The following is a 23210-nucleotide window of genomic DNA, read 5'->3' on the forward strand; positions in this document are numbered from 1 at the left end:
CCTTTGCATAAGTTTAGGCATCAAATACCCCTGTATTCTCATTTGTTTGAGAAGGCGCATTACTGCTAGAGTCTTGTTCATCAACAACAGAAAACAAATCTTGATACAAAATTGCCTTCACATTGAAATAGAAAGGTCCAACCCAAATATAAGCCAGACCAAAACTAAGTGCCACTGCTATCATTAATAGTATCAAAACCAAAAAGATCACTGCAATTTGATTGAAATAGGCATTCACCATACGGACAGATAAAGCAATAGCGGAAATCGGCCCAAGCTTTTTCTCTACGATAAGTGGTGCAACAAAGACCGAAGCCATAAATACATATAAACCAGGGAGTACCAATAGCGCAAACCCAATTTCCGTCAAAATACTTACAATTACGGCTGACAAGCCAAGAGCGGGTAGAAATGAGAAATATGCAAAAACATCGCTAGCTTTTATAGGCTTGTGCCGAAGAGAGTTGATACTCATCATTGATACACCCGCCCACAATGGCGCAAGGACTATAGTGGAAACAAAACCCAACATCGCCCCTGCTTCAGTTTGAAGACGCTCAATATCCTCAAGTTTGGTGATATTGAAGGTACTCACCAAGACTACGCCAAAAGCAAATATTATGGCAAACACCATCAACAAACTAATGACAAGCGTAAAAATATTCTTGCTGCATAGCGACCTAGCACGAAGCAATACATCCTTAACATCTAAAGGCTTTTTACCGTCTAGCGCACTAAGTAAAGACTTGTCATGTATTTTCATTTATTGACTAACCACGAGCAATATAGCCATTAATATTATCACGACTCCCATCAATCGGTCGAACCAATAGCCTTTTTGCTGATAAATCCGTCGAATACTGGCGTGACTGGCGAGTAAAGATACAAACACAAACCAAAGCCCTGTCGCTACGGCTAAATAGACGCCATAAGCAAGCTTTACAGATAAGCTTGTGTCAGTCGGAATCGCGAGAGAATAAAGTGCCAAAAAGAAGAGTGTTGCTTTGGGATTTAAACCATTCGTAATAAATCCCAATATAAATGCGTTTTTACTGGTGCCTTTTGCAGCGGGTACATCCTGCGTTTGATTTTCACTCGGCATACTGCGTAAGGCACCAAAACCAATCCACACCAGATATGCAGCAGCAGCGTATAACAGTACTTCATATAGCCAATCGTTAGCCTGAATAAGCAAGCCGACACCAAGCAGAGAGTAGACAACATGAACTAGTATGCCGCTCCCCACACCAATACTGGTCCAAATGCCCGCTTTTTTACCTTTCTGCAAACTTTGTTTAAGGACGACAGCAAAATCTGGACCTGGACTCGCCACTGCCACTGCATGCATGATTGCTATGGTTAACCAAACACTAAAATCAAACATTACAAATGATATGAATACTGTAAAAATACGCGTTTATCGCTATTGTAACGCACATTGTCACTATTGAAGTCAGCGAAGCGCAATAATAGTGTATTGTTGTGAGAAAATTTTAGTGATAGGTCTATATCAAGCTCCTTGCCAAAGTCCTCATCCCCAAGCTCACTCGTAAACACATGATACCGTATATCAAGCTTAAAAGGGCTAATTCGCCAGATAGTTTGCACAGAGAGATCGCGCAAGCCCTTTGCAGGGGTAACAAGGAATTTGTCTGCCCAACCATTCTGGTCATGCAGGGATGCTAGCGGCGTAACAAAACTCGCATCGTTATTTTCTCCCAATACTTCATATCGCAAAAACAAATCACGTGTTTTAAATCCGATACCAAGGCCAAGCTTGTAATAATTAAAGCGACGATTATCGCCTAGTTCCTGGCGTCGTTGAACAGCATACTCTGCATCCAAGGATGCTTTATACGATTGAAATCGTGAGCGATATTGATAGCGAAGACCTAGGGTTTGGTTAGATAATAGCCTCATCTCCTCGATGTCCATATCAAAAAAGTAGGCTTGCAACACAGCGTGATCAAACTCTCTTATTTCAGTGAAAAACAAGTGGGTATTGTGAGTGTGGTCGCCCAGAAAACTGGCAGGTCTACGGCCATTATTTTGTTCAAAGTTCGCATCTGACGGTCTCAAGTTAACACCTGCTTGATCCCCCGTAATGCGATTCGCATTGCTGACATATCGGTATACAAACGAAGAGGCACTAGCAAATTCGTAGTCTATTCCAGCGGTATCAAAACTTTGTTCGTTCTGCCAAAAACTATTTGAACCCACAAATCGTTCATTGCCCAGATTTATTACTTCTCTGCCAATTACGACATTGCTCACGTTATTAATCGAGTATGTAAAATAAAGCTGATTTACATCAATGCCCTCAACATCAGGAATAACCGGATTATTGTTAAAATTTACTCCATTGGAGAACTCGTCCTGTAAACCTAACACAACATAGTCAATTTCGATTGTACTTGAAAACGCCTCTGTCCATTCACTATTGGCACGTATGCGAAAAAGCATAGAGGCTGACTTAGCATCTTGAGAGCCGTCTATATAAGCTAGGCGTGGTCTTACACCGAGATCGATATTGTGTTGTTCGATTGTGAAAGACTTTGCTTGTGGTTTTTCACAAACAAATCCCACACATAAAAGATACACCAAGCAAAATGTGTATTTGTTTCCACAAAAATTACCAATCATCTGCGTTCCCATCGTGAAGAAAACTCACATTTTTCATGGCATCCATTTCATCATACAAGGGGTCAGGCATAGGGTTTTGACGACAATCCACATACGTAATACTAGGTAGATTGTGGATATCCATATGTTCGAGTTGATTATTAAAAATATAAATTTTTGAAAGCAATGGAACATCTTGATACGAAAAAGAGCCTGCCTTGTTGTTTTGTGCTTTTATCATGCTTAACCTTGGTAGGTTTTCAAGTGATATTTGTTCCAGTTTATTATCAAACGCATAGACTTTTTCGATAGATTTCAGATTATTGAGCGACAAATTTTTTAGTCTATTTCTTGCAATATTCAGTTCGGTTAATTTGGGTAAGTCATCGAGCTTTGCATCAACCATCTGCAATTTGTTGTTGAAAACTGAGAGTGAGCTTAAATTTGTAAATTGTTCGATGCCTGCAATCGAACGAATCCCTTTGCTATTGCATTTAATCTGGGTGAACTGTTCAGCAGAGTCATATCCTTCTGCTTCCGCTATATCGCGCAAACACTTATTCAATGCTTCGTCATCTACAAGAAAGCTGGCCTTAGCGAAACTCATCATAGTTGCACTTATCAATAAAACAAAAGTGAGCAGTCTAGTTAATGGTAAATACATGATCTTAAATATGTTATTTGCCTGTTAATTTGATTGACTTAGGCTAACTAAAGTAAGTAATCCTTACAAGTCATTAATTGTGTTGTTTAACCGCGCGTGATTGAGGTTAAATTGCGCAAATCAATAAACTTTTGCAGGATTGATTTCGTCGTCGTTATATGTAAGTTTGTTGTAAAAAGCAGTTCATCAATATAGCTATTTATACATTCATTTTTTGATCGCCATATTGATCACTGCAACTATTTAATTGTATCTACGTACAAATATGTAAAAGGAATGTAGTTTGGACAATGAATTATTGGCGAGTTTGCTGGCGCGTTGTGCGCTAAAAGAGCAAAAAGCCTTGGAGAAACTGTATGGGCTCAGCGCCGTATATTTGCATGCGGTAGCATACAAGATTGTCCGCTCTCAAGAGTCAAGTAACGAGGTTTTACAAGACGCCTTTGTACAAATTTGGGATAATGCGGGAAGTTTCTCGCCGGCTCAATCGCAAGCAACAACATGGATGAGTTCCATTGTTAGATACAGAGCAATTGACAAAATTCGTCGTGAGCAAAAACACGCTAATCGCATTGGAGGAGATGAAGAAGAAGATCTACTGCTCACAACACCTGCTAAGGAAAGGCCCTTAGAAGAACTTGAAAATATTGAGCTAAATCACAAAACGCAAGCTTGCTTAGAAACTATGCACGAAAAGTTCAGCAAGAGTATAAAACTTGCTTACCTTTACGGATATTCGAGAGAAGAGTTAGTCGATATATTAGGTGCAAATTTGAATACGGTTAAATCTTGGCTAAGACGTGGTTCTTTAAAACTAAAAGAGTGTTTGCAGAATGAGTACAAATAAAATTTCTACAGAAAGCTCTTCTGAAGCCTTCGAATACGTATTGGGCACGCTTAATTTTGAAGAAAGACTCGTATTTGAAGATCAGTTAAAGCGCGATCACAACTTAGTTGACGAGGTACATTTTTGGGAAAAATACCTCGAAGTGCAAACTGCCATAGAAGTGGATGTAGCACCTGATCCGCAGTCACTGGAAAAGATTAAATCGAGAATTAATCAAACATCGCATGATGTAAAAACGCACTCTCCCAAGCTTGGTTCTATTATGGACATGTTGTTTCCATGGAAAGTAGCAACCGTATCTTTGTTTGCAGCTTTTGTGTTGGTATTAGTCACAACAGTACAATGGAACGACGAGGCACTAGGCCCCAATACTGATTATGTCGCCGTTCTGCTTAACGAAGGAAACCAGCCCGTACTAACTGCGCTTACCGCATCCGAAGGACAAAAATTGCACCTAAAATGGGATGATTTTCAGAAGCCCCAAAACGGAAGTTTACAACTGTGGTCAAAATCACGTAGAGACGGGCAAATACGACCATTGTTTGTGTTTGATGAACAACAAACAAGCATTAACTTAGACCAAGCCACACTGCGCTTGATACAAGACTCGTCTCACTTGTTGATCACGCTTGAAGAAGTGGGTGGTTCACCTTTTGATGAACCAAGCGAAACTGTCATAGCTGAAGGGGTTTGCGTGAGGTTTTCTCAGCCCGATGAGGTATCGTAGTTGAAAGTTTAGGCTGGCTTGGTCAATACCAGCCTAACACTTACTAAACTATTGCTCTTCTAAAAGCCAGAAAAAATCATATCAAGCACTGCGGTGATGTCGTGGTGATATTCACTTAGGTTACCGACTGGATGTTTTAACTCTGATTCTGGTGCGGCAGCGATAAACTGGGTGACCGAAACTGACTAAGCGGGAGACCGTTTAATTCCACATACTTATTGGAGCTTTCAATAGCTTCTTTGTTTTCTTTTAACCATAGCTCCTTTTTACGCGCTAATAGTGCATGTTGAATCCCCAATTCGGCAGAGCTGGAAATATTCACACCTAGCTTTTTGAAAAGCATTAAACGCCCAACAATCATATATAACAATTGTGTGTATTTCGAGTTAAACCTTAGTTTCAGCCGCACTTTGGTCGCAAATATGGCGATATATGGCTAGTAATATGAAATCACAGCTTTTGAGAATCTACTCTAAATTATTGAATAGTAAGAAGTAATAAGATTTAGCAGAATATAGCTAAATGATAAATGGTGCCCGGGGCCGGACTTGAACCGGCACGCTGTTACCAGCGAGGGATTTTAAATCCCTTGTGTCTACCAATTTCACCACCCGGGCTAAGGGGGTGCTTGCTAATGCAAGGAGTGTGGAGGCGCCGACCGGATTCGAACCGGAATGGTACGGATTTGCAATCCGCTGCATAGCCATTCTGCCACAGCGCCATTTTGACTACACTCTATTAGATTGGAGCGGGAAACGAGACTCGAACTCGCGACCCCAACCTTGGCAAGGTTGTGCTCTACCAACTGAGCTATTCCCGCGTAATCTAATTGTCTATTTTAGTGCGAGATAACTAATTAAATTAATCGCCTGCTCTAAAATGTGGCGTGAATTCTACCGACATTCACAAAACTGTCAACAACAAATCTTGGTAAAAAGAACCGTTCATACAAATTTTAAGCAACATGCCTAAAATTGGTGCATTTGGCGATAATTATTTAAGCGAGCGCAGTGTTTTCCATGCGGCTGATGAATACACAAGCATAGACCAAACCGAGAGAATAGCGGCGAAAGACAGCAAAATTTTACCCAATACTACCCAATATATTGGAAAGCCCAAAAACGTGTCTAAACCTGATAACAAACCAATAATGGCTAACATTTGTGTCATGGTTTTCGCTTTGCCGATAAGGTTTACTTTCACAGCTTCGGATTGCCCTTGTTGGCTCATCCACTCTCGCAGTGCTGAAACGTAAATTTCACGCATCAATATAACAATCGCGGGGACGGCGACCCAAGGACTGGCGTACATATGGGTCACCATTAATAAAGCGGCGGCAACAATAAGCTTGTCTGCAACAGGGTCAAGGAAGGCACCAAAAGCGCTGACTTGCTGGAGTTTACGAGCAAGATAACCGTCAAACCAATCGGTAATCGCGGCAATGCAAAAAATAAAAGCGCTGAGTTCATTTGCCCATGTCCAATCTAGAAAATATACGGCAACGAAAACAGGAATTAAAATGACCCTAAAAATTGTAACGACGTTGGGTACTGTCCAAATCATACTTCACTAATCTATCGATAACACAAGCTGCATGATAGCAAATCTACATAATTACGCATGTAAATAATCATATATGGTATCGGCTAGCGCTTCACTAATGCCCGGTACTTTGGCTATTTCTTCTTTACTTGCGTGTTTTAAACCTTGTAAGCCGCCGGTGTGTTTTAGCAATACTTGGCGACGTTTTGCCCCCACTCCAGGTATGCCTTGTAAGGGAGAACTTGACTTGGCTTTTTGTCGCCGATTGCGATGACCGCTAATGGCAAAGCGATGTGATTCGTCTCGAATATGCTGTATTAAGTGCAAACCGGCTTGGTCTGATTGCACCGGTATTGTTGCATGAGAATAAGCTAAGATTAAGGTTTCTAATCCGGCTTTGCGCGAACTTCCTTTTGCCACACCAATTATCAAAGGTTTGTATTCTTCGGGCCAATCTTGAAAGTGTTGTTCAGCTTGCGATAACTGCCCTTTTCCTCCGTCAATTAACAATATATCTGGGATCTTTGTGTCTTCGCTTGGCTTTTTATACCTGCGGCGAAGGGCTTGAAGCATCGCCGCATAGTCATCACCAGGGGTAATGCCTTCAATATTGAAGCGTCTGTAGTCTGATTTCTTAGGGCCATTGCGGTCAAACACCACACAAGAGGCTACCGTTTGTTCACCGGATGTGTGTGAAATATCAAAACACTCCATGCGTTTAATGGGGGTATCTACTTCGATAATTTGCTCTAAATCACTGAAGCGCTTGAACAATGATATTTGTTGATTTTGTTGGGTTTCTAAGGCATTTTGCGCATTTTTATTGGCTAGCTCCAAATACCTTCGTTTTTCGTCTCTCACGCCCTCGTAAAATCGCACTTTGCGACCTGCTTCAGAAGACAAGACTGCTTCAACCTCAGCAGCCTCACTAATTTTGAGCGGTAACACGACTTGTTTAGGTATCGTTTTATTACCGGCAAGATAAAACTGCAGTAAAAACGAAAGTAAGATTTCCTGATCGTCAGAGTCCTTTGGCACTTTTGGAAAAAATGCTTTGCTGCCCAGTATTTGATTGTCTCGAATAAAAATTCCGTAAATACTCGCAATGCCATTTTTGTGCGAAAAACCATATACATCCAATTGTTCTTGTGTACTGGTAATAATTTGGTTTTCTTGTACTTTTCGAAGTGCGCTCACCTGATCGCGATACTTGGCTGCCGCTTCAAAGTTAAGTTTTTCACTGGCTGCCTCCATCTTGTCAATAAGTGCATGAATCACCTCTACATTTTTGCCTTTTAAGAACATACTTGCGAGTCTGACTTGCTCGGCATAATCGTCGTCACTGACGTAGCCTTCAACACAGGGCGCAGCGCACCGCTGCATCTGATATTGCAAACAGGGGCGAGAACGATTTTTATAATAGTTATCTTCACATTGGCGAATGGGAAAAAGCTTTTGCAAGGATCGCAAACTCTCTCTTACCGACCACGCACTTGGATAAGGGCCAAAGTACTGTCCTTTTGGCTTTCTCGAGCCACGGTGCACACTGATCCGTGGGTGTTTATGTTCAGAGATCAAGATAAATGGGTAGGATTTGTCATCTTTGAGAACAACGTTAAACCTAGGGCGATACTTTTTGATGTAGTTGTTTTCAAGCAGAAACGCTTCTGTTTCACTGCTTACTAAAGTCACATCGATATTGCTGATATTCGCAACTAAACTTTGCGTTTTTGCGCTATCTAAATTGGCTCTAAAATAGCTACTTAAACGCTTTTTTAGGTTTTTAGCTTTGCCGACATAAATCACCTCGCCTCGGCTATTGTACATGCGATACACGCCCGGCGAAGACGATACATTTTTCAAAAAATGTCGATGGTCAAAGCTATTTTCTTGTTGTTCTGTCATAAGTCAGGCGATTACCTACTTATTTATGCACTGGTCTGAATGAGCTTATGCCTAAGTGCGAGGTGAGTGAGTTCTACATCTGAGCCGATATTGAGTTTATCAAACATCCGGTAACGATAAGTATTCACGGTTTTAGCACTGATAGCCAGTTTGTTGGCGATATCGGTTACCTTGACGCCACGTGTCAACATCAAGGTGATTTCTAATTCTCTTTCACTCAACTGGTCAAAGGGGTTGTCTGCGGTCAAATCCAATTGCCCTATTGCTATTTTTTGTGCAATTTCAGGCGAAATGTATTTCTGACCTGACGAGACTTTATATATGGCATCAATCATTTCTGAGTGATCCGCGTCTTTTGTCAGAAAACCAAAAGCACCGGCTTGCATTATTTTAGCGGGAATGGGATTTTCTTTGTGCATAGATACACAGATAACTCGTGTTTCCTCGCAATATCGCAGTACTTTTTTTGTTGCTTCTAAGCCACCTATGCCCGGCATTGATACGTCCATTAAAACGATATCAGGCGAGTTTTTCCGGCAGTACTCGACGGCATCTTCGCCACTCCCGACTTCTGCAATGACTTTAAAATCATTAACATCGTTTAAAATTCGGCTTATCCCTGTCCTTACGAGCTCATGGTCATCCACTACTAAAATTTTGATCACGTCGTAATTGAACCTGTGTTACTACTAGTTGAGTGCAAACTTTAAAATGCATTGCATGTTTGTCGTTACATTATCACACTGAGCCGTATATATTAAGCCGTGAATTGATAATATTTTGTTAAAAATATAAATCAATAAAGTCAAATATGAACAAGACATAGAGTAAATACCTTTTGGGGTAAGAGCTGTGTTGTGGTGTGTTGTCAATTAGTTAGCCAAAACGCGATGTAGTAAAATTTTTAATTTGAACTATCGCTCGAATTTTGTACTCTATAACTTGCGCACCCTAAATTTGAGGAAAAATCGTGAAGCACCTATTACCTAAAACCCTATTGATCGCGGGTAGCCTGTGTTTTTTGTCCCCCGCTATCGCTGAAGAAGAAAATTTTAAAACTGAAATTGAAAACGGACGCGTGAACATTGAGTGGGTCAAACCGACCGAGTTTAGAGACGTGCATCCATCTGGCAACACCAGTACCCGCATTAAATATAGAAAGTTCGTTTTCAATCGTTTACACAAGCATGTTGAAAAACTAGCGGAAAAATTCCCAGAAGGTTATGAGCTGTCATTAACCGTGAATGATTTGGATATGGCGGGTGACACGCGCCGCAATTTCAATTTTGTGCGTATCATGCAACGAATTGACATTCCGCGTATTAAGTTTAGCTATGAACTAAAAGACGACAAGGGGCAAATTGTGTCTAGCGATACCGTGAACCTGCGCGATATGAATTACCTAGATAACGCTTCACGAATAGGTAGTCAACGCGCCTTGTATTTTGAACGAGAGATGTTGTCGGATTGGTTTAAAAAAGAATTCAAGGAAGTGATAAACGCTTAGTTTTGATCACAACTATATTTCTGTTAAGTATGGTTGAACGTTGAATAAAGAAAGCCCCTGTAAAAGGGGCTCAAAGTATGCTTTTTAATCGAACAGCATAAACTGTATTGATTACAGCTTCCAACTTACCGATAAACGATAGAATGAAGCAGCTAAGTTATATTCTCTTGTGGCTTCTGGAATAACAGTAAACGCTCGGTTTACCTCTTCCGTTATGTTTGAAGCTTTAAAAACAACACTCAAATTATCCGAAAAGTCATACCCTAAAGTGAAATCGAGTTGAGCATAGTCTTCGTACCAGCTTCTGGGGTTGACATCGATAAAGTTGTTATACACATTTTGCCCAGCAGCAGCTGTACTTGCGTCATTTATCTGTCCCAAAGTTAAATCGCGATATGATTGCTCCTCAGCTCCGTGTAGTCTTGAATCACGCCAGTTATAAGCTAAACGCGCACTCCACCCATGGTTTTCATAAAAGAACTGAATGTTATAAGTTTCGTCTGAACGATTTACAATTGGCAAATCAAAGCCTGTGTATTCGTCCCAACCATTCGATTGCTCACTGTCAATAATCGTATAATTGAGTTGCACACCAAAGCCTCTGATTACCTCTGGTAAGTAGCCAAAGGTATGAACCGTGCTGAATTCGATACCATCTACCTTGCCGTCACCACCATTAATGGGCTGGGAGACTAAGCGATTTAAATCGACGTTAAATTCTGTGCTATCAATTTTTTGATTGAGCAAATCCTTTGAAAAATAAGTCAAAGAAATGTTATCTGTTTGCGAGATATACCATTCCCACGAAATATCAAATGACTCGGTCTCGTAAGGTTTTAGGTTAGGGTTACCTTGCGTGAATACGCCATTTCTATTTGCTGGATCCAAGCTCAAGTCATTCGGACCTGGTCTTGCGATGGTTTTGTATGCAGCAAAACGCACGTACATATCATCCGCTACACCTAAGTTTAAGTTTAAACTTGGCAAGGTAAAGTCATACTCATACTCTGATGCCAAATAGTCTTTCCAAAGTGAAGTACCATCTACATTGGGTGTACCGGTACGTAAAATACCTTGAGCAGGGAAGCCTGGTGTAATAACCCAAGGATCATCTTGAAAGATTACCGCCACTTGGTCACCACCTGGCTCTAAGCGAGTATTACAGAAGCTCATTCTTTCTGGCGCGCCCAGCGGATCATTGCGACCTTGGTGTGTAGACAAGGGTCTATCCCAAAACGATGGTGTTAGGGTCGGTTGTTCACCCACTTCACCGCCATCTATCCATGCCTGAAGGTTATCTCTAAATTCCTGCTGTTCCTGACGTACAATCGCTGTTTTCTCAGCATCTACTAACCAAGGCATATTACAGTGTGCGATAAAAGCTTCGGATTGCCCTGTGGTTTTACCGTGGCGCACACCGATATTACCAGTTAGCGGCATACCTGCAACTTCGTATTCAAAATTCAGTTTTAAATAAAAGGCTGTGGTATCTTCAAAGACTTTTTCGGTCTGTAGCTCATTTAACAAGACTTCATGACCGCCATATACAGAATTGATAGTCTCATCCCAAAGCGCTGCGTCATCGGTTGTTCCCCAGAATTGGCCAGGGAAATTACTCGACACACCGGAAAGCCCATCACGAAGCAGAAAGAAACGATCCAGTAATTCCGGTGTTACGCTAGAAAATGCGGCATCTTCACTGCCAACCAAGGGATCTTCTATTAAAGATGTTAGGGTTCTATTTGGTCGACTACCTCGTCTTTCAGGATTGTCTGGCAAGCCGTCTCCATCTAAGTCATCTGGAATACCGTCCGCATCATTATCTTCGAATCCTGGGACAAAAGGTGTTCTAAAATCAGAGCGGTCTTTAAAGTTTTCCAAGCTATCATAGCGACCACCAAACTCTATACGGGTGATCCCTCCTAGCTCTACGTCCCAATCTACGTCAAAACGCGCTTCATCGATTGTACCGCGTGTGCGGCTCAGAGATTTGTCCAATCTATGTAAACGGTGTAAATCATTTCTTGCCACCGGATCTAGATAATCAGGCGCAAAACCTGCTATATCTCTTCCGCCGATTCGGTTGCCATTTTCATCTAATACGGGTTCACGCCAAAGCAACTCATACTCGGGCAGATTGCCGCCGTTTCTGATGTCATAACGTAAACTAGGATACAAGCGTCTGCCAGTAACTGGATGTTCTGTTTCTAAATGTAACTCCATTCGACGATTCAGATTATCAGTTTCGGATTCAGAACGCCCCACTTGGGCGGTGATTAACAGGTCATCAGTGACATACCAATCAATGTCTATGCCTACATTGGTTTGGCTTTTTTCTTGTATGAATAAACCACCTCGACTGGAAAATGGCGAATTTTGGTTATTATTTTCTGAATCCGCTAAGAATATGCCCGAAGTCAACATTGAGCGCATGACATCACCCGTTGCCAATTCACCTGATGTAAATTGACTATTTAAGGTGTTACCATTTGGCAGCGTATAGTTATCGGCAAAAGTAGACACATCATATTCATTTGCATTTGCCGGTCTAACTAAGGTATCCCAAGTGGCGCCAGGTTCGAGTGTGACACCAAACTCGCCGCGCGCATCCCTATTGCCGCCCAGCTGAGAGCCATTTAAGCGCAAGTTAGATTGTGCGTTCGCTTTTTTATATTCACTAAACGAGCCCTTAAATTCAACGCTGAAATTTTCTGTCGGTGCCCATTCAATTGCACCACTTATTGTATCAGTATCAATTTCTTGGTCGCGTAAACTCACATCAGAGAATCGAGGAATAAAAGCAGCATTTAAAGGCGCTTGTCCCAAAGTGTTTAATAAAGCTATTGAACGCCCGATCCCCACTGGGTCATGGCGTCCATTTCGACTGCGGTCTGTACCACCATATCGAGTACTGAAGCCTTCTGAATAAGTATTTCTGTTTTCTTTTTCTAAATTAATTAAAAACCCTAATTCTCCTGCGCCGTCTAATGTAATACGGTCGGAGTACAAACCGCTAATTTTCGCACTGGGATCGCTCTTGAGTGAGTTATCGTTTAAATCGGCACTCACGCGCAATTCTAGGTCATCGAAGTCTAGCGGTGAAAAGGTGGTCAACTCTACAGAGCCCCCGCTGCCACCCTCTATTTGGTCTGCAGTCGGTGTTTTACTGACAACAATGTTTTTAACAAGCGCTGATGACAGTGCATTAAGGTTGTTTTCACGATCGTCAAAGCCATCGGTTACCACGCCTTTACCATTAATAGTTAGGGAGTTTTCACTGAATCCACGAATCTGAAAAGACGTACCGTCACCCGCATCATCACGGCCAATCGTGATCCCCGTTACACGCTGCAAGGCTTCAGCAATATTAGTATCTGGCAGTTTACCTATATCCGCTGCAGAAATTGCATCAACGATTTGTGAAGCGCTGCGCTTAAGTGCGGCGGCTTCTGAGAGTGCTTTGTAGGTGCCTTTTACTTCAATATGCTCAGTTGTTTCTTCATTGTTTTCGTTATTTTCTTGCGAAATAGCAACTTGAGTTCCCAGCAATACCAACGGAAATATTGACGTGTATTTTAAAAGATTATTGCGCACGCAATGTGCTTTTTTCCTCGCAGTGTCCATTAATTGACTCCTAGTTGGGTGTTCTAATTGACATTGTTACTTTGACAAAAATACAGCGTTGGCAACGCGACTCCTGCCTTTCATTAATCACATCGATCCCATCAACACCAACAACTCGACAACAAGGCACTTTGATAACGCAATATCAGATAAAGCCCAACAAATTATTACGTGTAAACATTCAACAACCACACAAAATTAAGTGGGATATATGTACGGTGCGACCTACTAATATGTATAACATAAAATTAACTTTAATGTATACATTAAATGCAGTTTTTATTTTACATTTGAAATATAATTTTTACATTTAAGACTATAATTTGAACATAAGTCGAAAAAATGATGGGCGTGTGGTGGTTCCAGCGCGGTGAGTTATAAGCACTAAGGTCTTGTGTTGCAAAAGGATTACCTATCTTCCTTAAAATTTGAGGATGCCTTGTTGATATGTTCAAATGCTTGGCAAAAAGTTAGGCACTAAAAAGTGCTTGAATAACATTCAGGAAAAGTCAGAGGGAGATTTACTATGAATTGGGATACGGGCAAAGCGGATTTTAATGACTGCCTCAAACTCAAGTTGGTAGTTTGAGGCTGAAAACGGAAAAGGCCTGCATTGCTGCAGGCCTTTGAATATGGCGGAGAGGGAGGGATTCGAACCCCCGGTAGGGATGAACCTACGTCTGATTTCAAGTCAGGTGCATTAAACCGAGCTCTGCCACCTCTCCTTAAGTGCTGCGAATATTAATGAGCATTGATTCGATTGTAAAGGCCTTATATATAAAAAATGTCGTTTTTATTACTGTTTGCATAATATTCCAACACTACTGGCCTTTTTTTACAGCCCTCGCTAAAAATTAATGACATAGTACTTGAAAAAATGAACCAAACACCCTAAAAAGAGACTAAGAATAGTTTAGAGGCTGTTTATCTTTGTTTGTTATTTGTGCTGTCGGTCATTCATTCGTTCAAACAAAGATAAACAGCCTCTAGTAAAACACTCAAGCATTTTATTGGAGAAAAAAATGGAAAGGCATACTGCTTTTAATTCAACTTCGGCACGTCCAGTAGTCGAAATTAACAAAGTGTTGCGCAACACTTATATGTTGCTTTCGCTTACTCTAGGGTTTAGTGCGATAACTGCCTTTATATCAATGGCTGTTGGTGTTGGGACTATCGGCTACTTCGCGATGTTCATCGGTGCACTCATCACCTTGTTTATCATTCACAAAAAGGCAAATTCTGCAGCATCTTTACCGTTGGTATTCTTATTCACCGGACTTCTAGGCGCTTGTTTAGGTCCTATCTTAAGCATGTACGTGGCGGCTGGAATGACAGGCATTATTGCTCAGGCGCTGGCGGGTACCGCGATAATCTTTTTATCACTGTCAGGGTATGCACTTATCAGTAAAAAAGACTTCTCCTTTTTAGGTGGCTTCTTAATGGTTGGTATGGTTGTTGTACTGCTAGCAATTATCGCAAATATTTTCTTCGCCATGCCTGCTGTTACTTTGGCTATTAATGCTGCGGTAATCTTTATCATGTCTGGTTTCATCTTGTATGATACTAGCCGCATTATTCACGGTGGTGAAACTAACTATGTATTGGCTACCGTTAGCCTATATTTGAGCATTTATAATATCTTCACATCCCTACTATCTTTACTAGGCGCTGCTGACGATTAAGCAATAGTTAATAAACTGACTTTTAAACGCCCCATTATTGGGGCGTTTTTGTTAGTGGTATTTATCGTCTTATTACAGATATAATGAAATGATAAAAATCCACTACATCATAGCCATCACCCATTACAAGCAAGTCAACATGTCAGAACGTTTTGCTATATTTATAACAAAAGCTCCTTATGACAGCCGAAACCCTGAAACTGCGCTGCAGTTTTGTATCGCAGCTGTTGAAAATGGGCATACTGTCGAACAAGTATTTTTTTACTCTGCGGCTATTCACACCGCGTCTAAACTATTGTTACCCAACTCAGACGAGTTAAATCAGCGTGAGGCGTGGAAGCATTTTTCTACACAATACAAGGTTCCTTTGTACGTTTGCAGTACAGCCGCGACTCGTCGAGGGCTAGTCAGTGATGACGACATGCTCGATGTAAACAACTACGATCCAATGTTTTCTGCCGTAGGCATGATTGAGTACTTCGCAGCTTTGCGCGATCCCAAGCTAATTGGTGTACAGTTTTAATGGCTTATTTGTTATTTGTATCAACCCATACGCCTTATCATACAAGCCATGCAAAGGATGCCTTGGAAGCCGCCTTGTCTGCCAGTAACGTCGGCCTCGAAATCCGCTTTGTGTTTTATGGCGACGGCGTATATCAATTGCTCGAAACACAATCTGGCGATACGATAGATCACAAGAGTTTACTTAAGCAACTGTCACTGATGCCGCTTTATGATATCGAAAATATTTATATTGCGCTTGGTAATACAATCAATCCAGAGCAATACCAAAAGCTTGCAATTGACCTTGAAAGTTTGGGGCTAAGATCGCTCGAAGATGATGGTTTTGCTGACTTGGTAAAAAATGCAAACAATGTTTTGGTGTTTTAATGTTGATCCAACTATTAAAAAAAGATTACGCCGATTTATTTCCTCTGGCAGACAAGATATCTCAAATTATACTGCTACAAAATGGGGTGTATGCCTTACCTGCCTTGCTTGACGAGCGCAAATTGTCAAATACAGCTATCGGCATACTAGCATCCGACTGGGTGGTTAGTGGTTTACCTGACGACTTTGTTCAACAGAATAATGACACACCTGAGAGCAGCCGAAGTGCAATAAAACTGATTAGCGAAAACGAATGGGTAGAACTTTGTATAAAACACCGCCCTATTCTCACTTTTCAATGATCGTTGATAATAGGCGTGTTCGTCCGATTGTTCTTCTGTTCATAAAAGTTAGGCGAAGCCATTCTGGGTTTCACTGTACTGGATAAAAACAAGGCCTAAAAGGCATGGATGCCTTTTTGGAGTCCCCATGGATGGGTTTATGACGACTTTGTTTTTATCCAGTACAGTGAAACCCAGAATGGCTTCGCCAAGGCTGTAAATAACGACACAATAAGTAACAAACTATGAATAATACCCTGCAAGTTAATGAGAAAACGATTGAACTGGATCCCAAAGGTTACCTAGCCGATATAAACGACTGGAGCATGGATATTGCGCTCGCTTTTGCTGAACAAGAAGGTATTGAGATGTCGGATGAACATTGGGAGGTTGTACATTTTGTGAGGGATTTTTACACCCGCTACGAGACAAGTCCTGCAATCCGTGTACTGGTAAAAGCTATGAAAGAAAAATACGGTGAGGAAGTTGGCAATAGCCGCTACCTTCATCGTTTGTTCCCCGATGGTCCTGCAAAAATAGCGACGAAAATAGCGGGTTTACCAAAACCCGCTAAATGCCTATAGATCAGCTAGCTGATACGCTCTAGACCATTCATATAAGGTACAAGTGCAGCAGGTATTTCGATACTGCCATCGGCTTGTTGGTAGTTTTCCAATACCGCCACTAAGGTACGACCCACCGCTAAACCTGAGCCATTCAAAGTGTGCAACAGATCCGGTTTCTTCATATCAGGCTTTTTGTATCTTGCTTGCATACGTCTAGCCTGAAAATCCCACATGTTGGAACAGGAAGAAATTTCTCTATATGTATTTTGAGCCGGTAACCATACTTCCAAGTCGTAGGTCTTACAGGCACCAAATCCCATATCGCCGGTACAAAGGGTGACTTTTCGGTAGGGTAAGGCCAGTTTTTGTAGAATCGTTTCTGCGTGCCCAGTCAGGGACTCAAGTGCTTCCATAGAGTCTTCCGGTAACACCAGTTGCACCAGTTCAACTTTATCAAATTGATGCTGCCTGATTAATCCGCGTGTGTCACGCCCATAACTACCGGCTTCACTTCGAAAACAAGGAGTATGTGCCGTCATTTTTATCGGCAGTTCTTTGGCGTTAAAAATACTGTTTCGGGCAATATTCGTCAAAGGCACTTCAGCAGTCGGGATTAAAGACAAACCTTGCCCTTCTTCTGTCGCTGGCTGTGTATGAAATAAGTCTTCGCCAAACTTGGGCAATTGTCCGGTGCCATAAAGACTGTCCGCATTTACCAAATACGGGACATAGACTTCTTGATAACCATGTTCTTGTGTATGGCAATCCAGCATAAACTGCGCAAGTGCACGGTGTAATCTTGCTATCGCGCCATTCATTACGACAAAACGAGAACCCGTTAATTTAGCAGCTGTTTCAAAATCTAAACCATTGTTCAAGGATGCGGCGATATCGACATGGTCTTTTACATCAAAATCAAATGCTCTTGGCGTTCCCCATCTCAGAACTTCGACGTTATCGTTTTCATCAGCACCGTCAGGCACATCCTCATGAGGAATATTGGGCATTTCCGCATACATGGCGTCTAATGCTGCTTGAACGTCATCTAGCGCCTCTTTTGCTTCACTTAATTCCGTACTTAATTGGTCAACATGTGCTAGCAAAGGTTGAATATCTTCGCCCGCCGCTTTTGCCTTACCAATCGACTTAGAGCGCACATTGCGCTCATTTTGTAATTCCTGCGTTTTGACTTGTAAGGTTTTTCTTTGTTCTTCAAGCTTATTGTACGCGTCGATGTCTAGCACGTACCCGCGCGATTTAAGTTTTGCTGCGGTGTCTTCAATATTGTTTCGCAACAAGCGAGGATCTAACATTACCTATTTCATCCTTTAGCTAAAATTAATGCGAGCCACACACTAGCTAAGCACAGGCTCAAATTTAAAATGATGTTCCCAAAAGCCTTAATCACATTTCCAGATTGCACTAACAATACAGTATCCAAAGAAAACGCAGAAAAGGTCGTTAAGGCGCCCAACATCCCTACCGTTAAAAATGCTTTTAATAGCGGGTTCACTGCATCTTGTTGTTCAAACCAAGCGTATAGCAAGCCGATACAAAATGAACCCAATACATTGACCGCAAGAGTACCAAAAGGGAAGCCTTTACCCAACAGGTTTATGCTTGTTTGATTGACAAATAAACGAATACACGCGCCGATGGCTCCACCGCAGGCCACCGCGAGATATAGGGATAAAGTCTGCACTAGGGGTTTTCTCCTTTTTGCTGCGCTTCCCACTCATCTCTTTCTTGCAAATATTTTATCTTTGCCGACAGTTGTTTTTCAAAACCTCTGTCACTGGGTGAATAAAACGCTGGCTTACCTAGCTTTTCAGGTAAATAGGAACAATTGGGCACGTATGCACCTTCGTAATTATGTGCATAAGCATAACCTTCACCATGCCCTGCTTGTTTAGCCAAGGCCGTTGGTGCGTTTCTCAAGTGCAAGGGTACGGCCTCATACGCGTATGTATTGGCGGCTTTTATTGCAGCCTTAAAAGCGTTGTATACGGCATTACTCTTTGGTGCCAAGGCAGAATAAACTACCGCTTGAGCGACGGCTCTCTCCCCTTCCGCCTGCCCCACGCGATGATATATATCCCAAGCATTCAAGCAAATATCCAAGGCTCTAGGATCGGCATTGCCAATATCTTCAGATGCGATCGCAAGTAAACGGCGACAGATGGGTACAATATCACTGTTGACCTGCAGCAAGCGAGCAAACCAAAATAATCCGCCGTCAACGCTGCTGCCTCTTATCGATTTGTGAAAAGCAGAGAGTAAATCGTAATATTCATCCCCCCCAAAAGCGTAATTGGCAATCCGTTCCCCTGCGACCTGATAGACCTTTTCTGCCGAGATATTTAAGCTCTTACCTTGTTCATTGCCTGAAACAAGCACCTCTAAGGTCGTCAATAAGCGACGAGCATCCCCCTTTGCGATGTCTAAGAAAGCATTTTCTGTGTTCTTCGGCAGTGCATCTTCAAGCTCAGATGCAGCTTGTATTAAACCGAGTGTCAACATAGCCTTTGTCAACAATGTCCTAAGCTCGTCGTCGTTGAGTTTTTCCAGCGTAAACACGCGCATTCTGGAGAGCAATGCATTGTTTATTGAGAACGCAGGATTTTCTGTTGTCGCGCCAATTAACACGATATTGCCCGATTCAACATAAGGTAGCAGTGCGTCCTGTTGGCTTTTGTTAAAGCGATGAATTTCGTCAACAAAAACTAATGCCGACTCAGGTAACAGCGTATTACTTGCGGCGTCACCTATTTGTTTTATGTCTTTAACACCCGCAGTAATCGCCGATAGAAAATGCATTGAAAGCTGGGTTTCTTCAGCAATAACATGGGCAAGCGAGGTTTTCCCACAACCAGGTGGTCCCCAAAAAATCATCGAGGGAAGCTGCTTGTTGATAATTAATGGGGTTAACACCCCACCATCACCCAGTAGATGAGATTGTCCAACGTAGTCGCTTAAACGTTTGGGGCGAAGTAAATTTGCGAGTGGATTGGTTCGAGACACTGTTAATTACGCCAAAAACTGGATAATACGCAAACGCACAATAAAGTAGTGAGAGGGACTAAACAGAGTAAAAACCATTTATCGCTGGTCATCCACTTCATAGCTTTCGGGAATGTCTACGCTAAAAAGATTTAGTTCCAATACTGGATTTTGTCTAATATTGGAAAACACGATGGCGTTAGTCTGTTGTTGCGCGTCTACAGAACTAAGTGAGACAAGTTTTTCTCCCTCAAACTGCAAAGAGACGCGGACTATGTTTGCGTTTTCGTCCAATGATTGTACATCGTATGTATTGTCTTTAAAACTTACGCGAACCTTGTCCCACACATCGTCTTTGTCGCTTATAAGCAAAGACAAGGGATTGTTTTGGACTAATTCGCTTTGATTAAGAATGGTCACCTGTTCAACAAAGGTATCAATGTTGTAAACATGTTCTCCGTCAGCCACAAGCAGTGATTCGTCGGGGCTGATCACTTCCCATCTTAGTTTACTCGGTTTACCAATCGCTATATTACCCCTCGAGGTGAGTAATAGTTCTTGCTGTGCATCCTTTATTTGTTGCTCAAATTGGGCTTGATAACTGTTAATTTGTCGGAGTTTACCGCGCAGATTTTCCGTCGCTGACATCTCTGATACTTGTGCGTTGCTGGGGCTAGCAAAAAATAAATTTATTGCTATACCGCATACAGTTAGCACAGAGTAAGCACGATTTATTGGCATCTTGTTTTGTTTCATCAGTATGTAATCCTTAGTCCTTAGTCCTTAGTCCTTAGTCCTTAGTCCTTAGGCGGTGGTGGTGGCGCGAGCACTTCTCTATTGCCATTATGGCCTGCAGAACTTATGACGCCGTCAATTTCCATTTGTTCCACTATCCTAGCGGCGCGGTTGTAACCGATTCTAAATTTTCGTTGTACCGAGGATACCGAGACTTTGCGACTCTGGGTAACGAATTGCACCGCTTCATCATAAAACGCATCATACTCTTGCTCTGCATTTTCTGCTTGTTCACCCGGCAATAACACTTCACCGCTTGATTCTCCACTGAGGATCTCATCGATGTAATCCGGTTCGCCCCTAGCTTTCCAGTCTGCGACTACCGCATGTACCTCGTGATCGTCAACAAACGCGCCATGGACGCGCGTAGTAATACTCGTACCGGGCGGGTTGTACAACATGTCTCCCATTCCCAACAACGACTCCGCGCCTTGCTGATCAAGGATGGTGCGTGAGTCTATTTTACTGGATACTTGAAAAGCAATACGAGTAGGAATATTGGCTTTTATCAAACCAGTGATCACATCAACAGACGGACGCTGGGTTGCCAATATCAAATGGATACCCGCTGCCCTTGCCTTTTGTGCGATTCGCGCAATAAGCTCTTCAACCTTTTTACCGACAATCATCATCATGTCAGCAAATTCGTCTACAATCACTACGATAGAAGGTAATTTTTCTAATTCAGGGGGCGACTCATCCATACTTTGCTCTGGTTGCCAGAGTGGATCGAGTATCGGAGTACCTGCAGCAGCCGCATCGGCAATCTTTTTATTGAACCCTTTTAAATTTCTAACACCCAGTGCAGACATTAAGCGATAGCGTCGCTCCATCTCACCTACACACCACCTCAGTGCATTTGAGGCCTCTTTCATATCGGTGACAACTTCTGCTAGTAGATGAGGGATGCCTTCGTAAACTGAAAGCTCTAGCATTTTTGGATCAATCATGATCAAGCGCACGTCTTCTGGCGTCGACTTATAAAGTAAACTCAAAATCATGACGTTGACGCCTACTGACTTGCCTGAACCAGTAGTACCTGCAACCAACAAGTGCGGCATACGCGCTAAGTCCACTACAACTGGTTTACCCGAGATATCTGCACCTAGCACCATGGTGAGCGGTGAACTACTCGATTGAAACTCTTTACATTCAATCACTTCGCTTAGGCGTACCATTTCACGGTGCTTATTGGGCAACTCTAAACCTATTACAGATTTACCCGGAATGACTTCAACCACGCGAACAGATATTGCTGACATGGCGCGTGCCAAATCTTTTGCTAAGCCAGTTATTTTGCTCACTTTTATACCCGGTGCTAAATCGAGTTCAAATCGCGTGATGACGGGGCCAGGTAGAACATCGACAACTTGCGCCTGAATGTTAAAGTCGAGTAATTTTGCTTCGAGTAAGCGAGATATTTGTTCCAACTCTTCTGGTGTAATTGGATTTTGTTTTTTGTCTGCTCGTTCAAGCAAAGCAAATGACGGCATCGGTTCTAAAGGTAGCTGGGCTTTAGCTTGCAATGGCGCTGTGTTTTCACTCGTGGTATTCTTCGTCACATGCGCCGCTTTATGATAAGCGCCCTTCTCTGATTTGTTTAAGGCTGCTTCATGTTCATCGGCCTGCGTGTGTATTCCGTCGTCCAAATCTCCATCTTCGCCCAGGGGTGACTGTCGGGCAAATATCTGGTCAATTTTATCTTCCTGTTCTGCCGTAAATGGTGCGTTGGCAAACACCTCATCGGGGATCGTGAAAGCAGGCTCTTGTTTTTCTGCCACGGTATTGGCGGGAGGCTCTGGTCTGAGGCTCGTTATTTTGACTTGAAGATTAGGTGCTTTATCATCTTGCGAGTTATTCTCTATGCGCTTTTTTGGAGAAGGTAGAGACAATTTTTTCATTTCTTGAGGTAAACGGATGACCTTGTCGCCTAGCCAAAACACCAGTGCGCCTACCCCATCAATAATTCTCATCCACGAAATCCCTGTCGCCAAGGTGAACCCAGTACAAAAGAAACACAGCAATAAGAGCACTGAACCGACAAAGTTGAAGTGCGGCATCAGTGCACTGCTGATAAGATCGCCCATTGCGCCGCCAGCAGAGACAGAGTGAAAGTCATTAAAATTAATACTGGCAATGCCCGTAAAACCAAAAATCAGCAGCAATATACCAATCAAGCGCAAAGAAATAGTAAGGTAGTCTAGTTCAACCAGACTCCTTATATGTAAAAACATATACCAACTGACAAAGGCCAAGGCAAAGGGTGCTAGATAGGCGGTAACACCAAAAGTAAAGAGCAGTATATCGGCAAAGTAAGCCCCCACCGCCCCCATCATGTTACTCACTTCGGATTCAAAGCCAGCCTGGCTCCAGCCAGGATCACTGGGATGGAAGGTTGCTAGGGCAATAAGTAAGAAAAATGCAAAGGCACAAGAAGATATCATTCCTACTTCTAACAGCCTTTGAACCCCTGATAATCTTGGCATAGTTTGTTTTTGTCTCTTTTATTACTTAGGGTTTGTTTAACGCAAGGTGTAGATTACCACAGTATTTTCAA

General features: G+C 42.2%; 23 protein-coding genes and 4 tRNA genes. 8 read left to right on the forward strand and 19 right to left on the reverse strand.

All coding sequences use genetic code 11. The features are described 5' to 3' along the window. Window positions 1-13 precede the first annotated feature (13 nt). From ACFOHL_RS08885 to ACFOHL_RS08900, 4 genes are read right to left on the reverse strand one after another with little or no spacing between them, the layout of a single operon-like run. Window positions 14-763, reverse strand: a complete 750-nt coding sequence (locus ACFOHL_RS08885; protein ID WP_376919871.1) for a hypothetical protein — start codon at window positions 761-763, stop codon at window positions 14-16. Beyond that, entirely contained in the window at window positions 764-1384 is a 621-nt protein-coding gene (locus tag ACFOHL_RS08890; protein ID WP_376919872.1) for a LysE family translocator, read from the reverse strand. Then, on the reverse strand, window positions 1384-2643 hold the full coding sequence (locus tag ACFOHL_RS08895) for a hypothetical protein (RefSeq protein ID WP_376919873.1): 1260 nt from the start codon (window positions 2641-2643) through the stop codon (window positions 1384-1386). Before ACFOHL_RS08895 ends, ACFOHL_RS08890 begins: the two co-directional genes overlap by 1 nt. Beyond that, on the reverse strand, window positions 2633-3232 hold the full coding sequence (locus ACFOHL_RS08900; protein WP_376919874.1) for a leucine-rich repeat domain-containing protein: 600 nt from the start codon (window positions 3230-3232) through the stop codon (window positions 2633-2635). Before ACFOHL_RS08900 ends, ACFOHL_RS08895 begins: the two co-directional genes overlap by 11 nt. A gap of 337 nt (window positions 3233-3569) precedes the next feature. On the opposite strand from ACFOHL_RS08900, the gene ACFOHL_RS08905 reads away from it, so the two are divergent. Both ACFOHL_RS08905 and ACFOHL_RS08910 read left to right on the forward strand, forming a co-directional pair. Further along, entirely contained in the window at window positions 3570-4133 is a 564-nt protein-coding gene (locus tag ACFOHL_RS08905) for an RNA polymerase sigma factor (protein WP_376919875.1), read from the forward strand. Next, window positions 4120-4860, forward strand: coding sequence for an anti-sigma factor (locus tag ACFOHL_RS08910; protein ID WP_376919876.1), 741 nt, complete (start codon window positions 4120-4122; stop codon window positions 4858-4860). The genes ACFOHL_RS08905 and ACFOHL_RS08910 overlap by 14 nt, the downstream gene beginning before the upstream one ends. A gap of 59 nt (window positions 4861-4919) precedes the next feature. Here ACFOHL_RS08910 and ACFOHL_RS08915 read toward each other — a convergent pair whose 3' ends face one another. From ACFOHL_RS08915 to uvrY, 8 genes are all read right to left on the reverse strand, one after another. Continuing rightward, on the reverse strand, window positions 4920-5024 hold the full coding sequence (locus ACFOHL_RS08915) for a hypothetical protein (RefSeq protein ID WP_376919975.1): 105 nt from the start codon (window positions 5022-5024) through the stop codon (window positions 4920-4922). Continuing rightward, complete coding sequence (locus ACFOHL_RS08920) at window positions 4997-5203, reverse strand: type II toxin-antitoxin system CcdA family antitoxin (protein ID WP_376919877.1); 207 nt, start codon at window positions 5201-5203, stop codon at window positions 4997-4999. Before ACFOHL_RS08920 ends, ACFOHL_RS08915 begins: the two co-directional genes overlap by 28 nt. A gap of 187 nt (window positions 5204-5390) precedes the next feature. Next, a tRNA-Leu gene (locus tag ACFOHL_RS08925) sits at window positions 5391-5477 on the reverse strand. A 29-nt stretch (window positions 5478-5506) separates the two neighbouring features. Beyond that, a tRNA-Cys gene (locus tag ACFOHL_RS08930) sits at window positions 5507-5581 on the reverse strand. A gap of 23 nt (window positions 5582-5604) precedes the next feature. Further along, window positions 5605-5680 (reverse strand) — tRNA-Gly (locus tag ACFOHL_RS08935). Between the two features lie 173 nt (window positions 5681-5853). Next, a complete protein-coding gene (pgsA, locus tag ACFOHL_RS08940; protein ID WP_376919976.1) occupies window positions 5854-6420 on the reverse strand; it encodes a CDP-diacylglycerol--glycerol-3-phosphate 3-phosphatidyltransferase in 567 nt (188 codons plus the stop codon). Window positions 6421-6474: 54 nt separating this feature from the next. After that, window positions 6475-8307, reverse strand: coding sequence for an excinuclease ABC subunit UvrC (gene uvrC, locus ACFOHL_RS08945; RefSeq protein ID WP_376919878.1), 1833 nt, complete (start codon window positions 8305-8307; stop codon window positions 6475-6477). A 23-nt stretch (window positions 8308-8330) separates the two neighbouring features. Continuing rightward, window positions 8331-8972, reverse strand: a complete 642-nt coding sequence (uvrY, locus tag ACFOHL_RS08950; protein ID WP_376919879.1) for a UvrY/SirA/GacA family response regulator transcription factor — start codon at window positions 8970-8972, stop codon at window positions 8331-8333. Window positions 8973-9277: 305 nt separating this feature from the next. Here uvrY and ACFOHL_RS08955 point away from each other — a divergent pair, with 305 nt between their 5' ends. Beyond that, a complete protein-coding gene (locus ACFOHL_RS08955) occupies window positions 9278-9814 on the forward strand; it encodes a DUF3016 domain-containing protein (RefSeq protein ID WP_376919880.1) in 537 nt (178 codons plus the stop codon). A 111-nt stretch (window positions 9815-9925) separates the two neighbouring features. Here ACFOHL_RS08955 and ACFOHL_RS08960 read toward each other — a convergent pair whose 3' ends face one another. Both ACFOHL_RS08960 and ACFOHL_RS08965 read right to left on the reverse strand, forming a co-directional pair. Then, entirely contained in the window at window positions 9926-13438 is a 3513-nt protein-coding gene (locus ACFOHL_RS08960) for a TonB-dependent receptor (RefSeq protein ID WP_376919881.1), read from the reverse strand. Window positions 13439-14071: 633 nt separating this feature from the next. Beyond that, a tRNA-Ser gene (locus tag ACFOHL_RS08965) sits at window positions 14072-14163 on the reverse strand. 297 nt (window positions 14164-14460) lie between these two features. Here ACFOHL_RS08965 and ACFOHL_RS08970 point away from each other — a divergent pair. From ACFOHL_RS08970 to ACFOHL_RS08990, 5 genes are all read left to right on the forward strand, one after another. Continuing rightward, window positions 14461-15120, forward strand: coding sequence for a Bax inhibitor-1/YccA family protein (locus ACFOHL_RS08970; protein ID WP_376919882.1), 660 nt, complete (start codon window positions 14461-14463; stop codon window positions 15118-15120). A gap of 139 nt (window positions 15121-15259) precedes the next feature. Continuing rightward, a complete protein-coding gene (gene tusD, locus ACFOHL_RS08975; RefSeq protein ID WP_376919883.1) occupies window positions 15260-15643 on the forward strand; it encodes a sulfurtransferase complex subunit TusD in 384 nt (127 codons plus the stop codon). Next, window positions 15643-16011: a DsrE family protein gene (locus ACFOHL_RS08980; RefSeq protein ID WP_376919884.1), complete on the forward strand. Its 369-nt coding sequence runs from the start codon at window positions 15643-15645 to the stop codon at window positions 16009-16011. The genes tusD and ACFOHL_RS08980 overlap by 1 nt, the downstream gene beginning before the upstream one ends. Next, entirely contained in the window at window positions 16011-16313 is a 303-nt protein-coding gene (locus ACFOHL_RS08985; protein WP_376919885.1) for a hypothetical protein, read from the forward strand. The genes ACFOHL_RS08980 and ACFOHL_RS08985 overlap by 1 nt, the downstream gene beginning before the upstream one ends. Before the next feature lie 224 nt (window positions 16314-16537). Further along, a complete protein-coding gene (locus tag ACFOHL_RS08990) occupies window positions 16538-16876 on the forward strand; it encodes a TusE/DsrC/DsvC family sulfur relay protein (RefSeq protein ID WP_376919886.1) in 339 nt (112 codons plus the stop codon). Window positions 16877-16881: 5 nt separating this feature from the next. On the opposite strand, the gene serS is transcribed toward ACFOHL_RS08990, so the two are convergent. The 5 genes from serS to ACFOHL_RS09015 all read right to left on the reverse strand — a co-directional run bounded on the left by serS (window position 16882) and on the right by ACFOHL_RS09015 (window position 23139). Next, window positions 16882-18171 carry a serine--tRNA ligase gene (gene serS / locus ACFOHL_RS08995; protein WP_376919887.1) on the reverse strand — a complete coding sequence of 430 codons (1290 nt, stop codon included), beginning with the start codon at window positions 18169-18171 and terminating at the stop codon, window positions 16882-16884. Window positions 18172-18179: 8 nt separating this feature from the next. Then, window positions 18180-18560, reverse strand: a complete 381-nt coding sequence (gene crcB / locus ACFOHL_RS09000; RefSeq protein ID WP_376919888.1) for a fluoride efflux transporter CrcB — start codon at window positions 18558-18560, stop codon at window positions 18180-18182. Continuing rightward, a complete protein-coding gene (locus tag ACFOHL_RS09005) occupies window positions 18560-19879 on the reverse strand; it encodes a replication-associated recombination protein A (protein ID WP_376919889.1) in 1320 nt (439 codons plus the stop codon). Before ACFOHL_RS09005 ends, crcB begins: the two co-directional genes overlap by 1 nt. A 78-nt stretch (window positions 19880-19957) precedes the next feature. Then, window positions 19958-20614: an outer membrane lipoprotein chaperone LolA gene (gene lolA, locus ACFOHL_RS09010; RefSeq protein ID WP_376919890.1), complete on the reverse strand. Its 657-nt coding sequence runs from the start codon at window positions 20612-20614 to the stop codon at window positions 19958-19960. A gap of 41 nt (window positions 20615-20655) precedes the next feature. Continuing rightward, window positions 20656-23139 carry a DNA translocase FtsK gene (locus tag ACFOHL_RS09015; RefSeq protein ID WP_376919891.1) on the reverse strand — a complete coding sequence of 828 codons (2484 nt, stop codon included), beginning with the start codon at window positions 23137-23139 and terminating at the stop codon, window positions 20656-20658. Between the last annotated feature and the right edge of the window lie 71 nt (window positions 23140-23210).

The sequence above is a fragment of the Agaribacter flavus genome, from assembly GCF_042646125.1.
In the GTDB taxonomy this organism is placed as follows: Bacteria; Pseudomonadota; Gammaproteobacteria; order Enterobacterales; family Alteromonadaceae; genus Glaciecola; species Glaciecola flavus.

Coding starts and splice junctions, on each gene's coding strand:
- ACFOHL_RS08885 (WP_376919871.1), bottom strand. CDS start 763: ATGAAAATACATGACAAGTCTTTACTTAGTGCGCTAGACGGTAAAAAG.
- ACFOHL_RS08890 (WP_376919872.1), bottom strand. CDS start 1,384: ATGTTTGATTTTAGTGTTTGGTTAACCATAGCAATCATGCATGCAGTG.
- ACFOHL_RS08895 (WP_376919873.1), bottom strand. CDS start 2,643: ATGATTGGTAATTTTTGTGGAAACAAATACACATTTTGCTTGGTGTAT.
- ACFOHL_RS08900 (WP_376919874.1), bottom strand. CDS start 3,232: ATGATGAGTTTCGCTAAGGCCAGCTTTCTTGTAGATGACGAAGCATTG.
- ACFOHL_RS08910 (WP_376919876.1), top strand. CDS start 4,120: ATGAGTACAAATAAAATTTCTACAGAAAGCTCTTCTGAAGCCTTCGAA.
- ACFOHL_RS08920 (WP_376919877.1), bottom strand. CDS start 5,203: ATGCTTTTCAAAAAGCTAGGTGTGAATATTTCCAGCTCTGCCGAATTG.
- uvrC (WP_376919878.1), bottom strand. CDS start 8,307: ATGACAGAACAACAAGAAAATAGCTTTGACCATCGACATTTTTTGAAA.
- ACFOHL_RS08960 (WP_376919881.1), bottom strand. CDS start 13,438: ATGGACACTGCGAGGAAAAAAGCACATTGCGTGCGCAATAATCTTTTA.
- ACFOHL_RS08970 (WP_376919882.1), top strand. CDS start 14,461: ATGGAAAGGCATACTGCTTTTAATTCAACTTCGGCACGTCCAGTAGTC.
- tusD (WP_376919883.1), top strand. CDS start 15,260: ATGTCAGAACGTTTTGCTATATTTATAACAAAAGCTCCTTATGACAGC.
- ACFOHL_RS08980 (WP_376919884.1), top strand. CDS start 15,643: ATGGCTTATTTGTTATTTGTATCAACCCATACGCCTTATCATACAAGC.
- ACFOHL_RS08985 (WP_376919885.1), top strand. CDS start 16,011: ATGTTGATCCAACTATTAAAAAAAGATTACGCCGATTTATTTCCTCTG.
- ACFOHL_RS08990 (WP_376919886.1), top strand. CDS start 16,538: ATGAATAATACCCTGCAAGTTAATGAGAAAACGATTGAACTGGATCCC.
- serS (WP_376919887.1), bottom strand. CDS start 18,171: ATGTTAGATCCTCGCTTGTTGCGAAACAATATTGAAGACACCGCAGCA.
- lolA (WP_376919890.1), bottom strand. CDS start 20,614: ATGAAACAAAACAAGATGCCAATAAATCGTGCTTACTCTGTGCTAACT.
- ACFOHL_RS09015 (WP_376919891.1), bottom strand. CDS start 23,139: ATGCCAAGATTATCAGGGGTTCAAAGGCTGTTAGAAGTAGGAATGATA.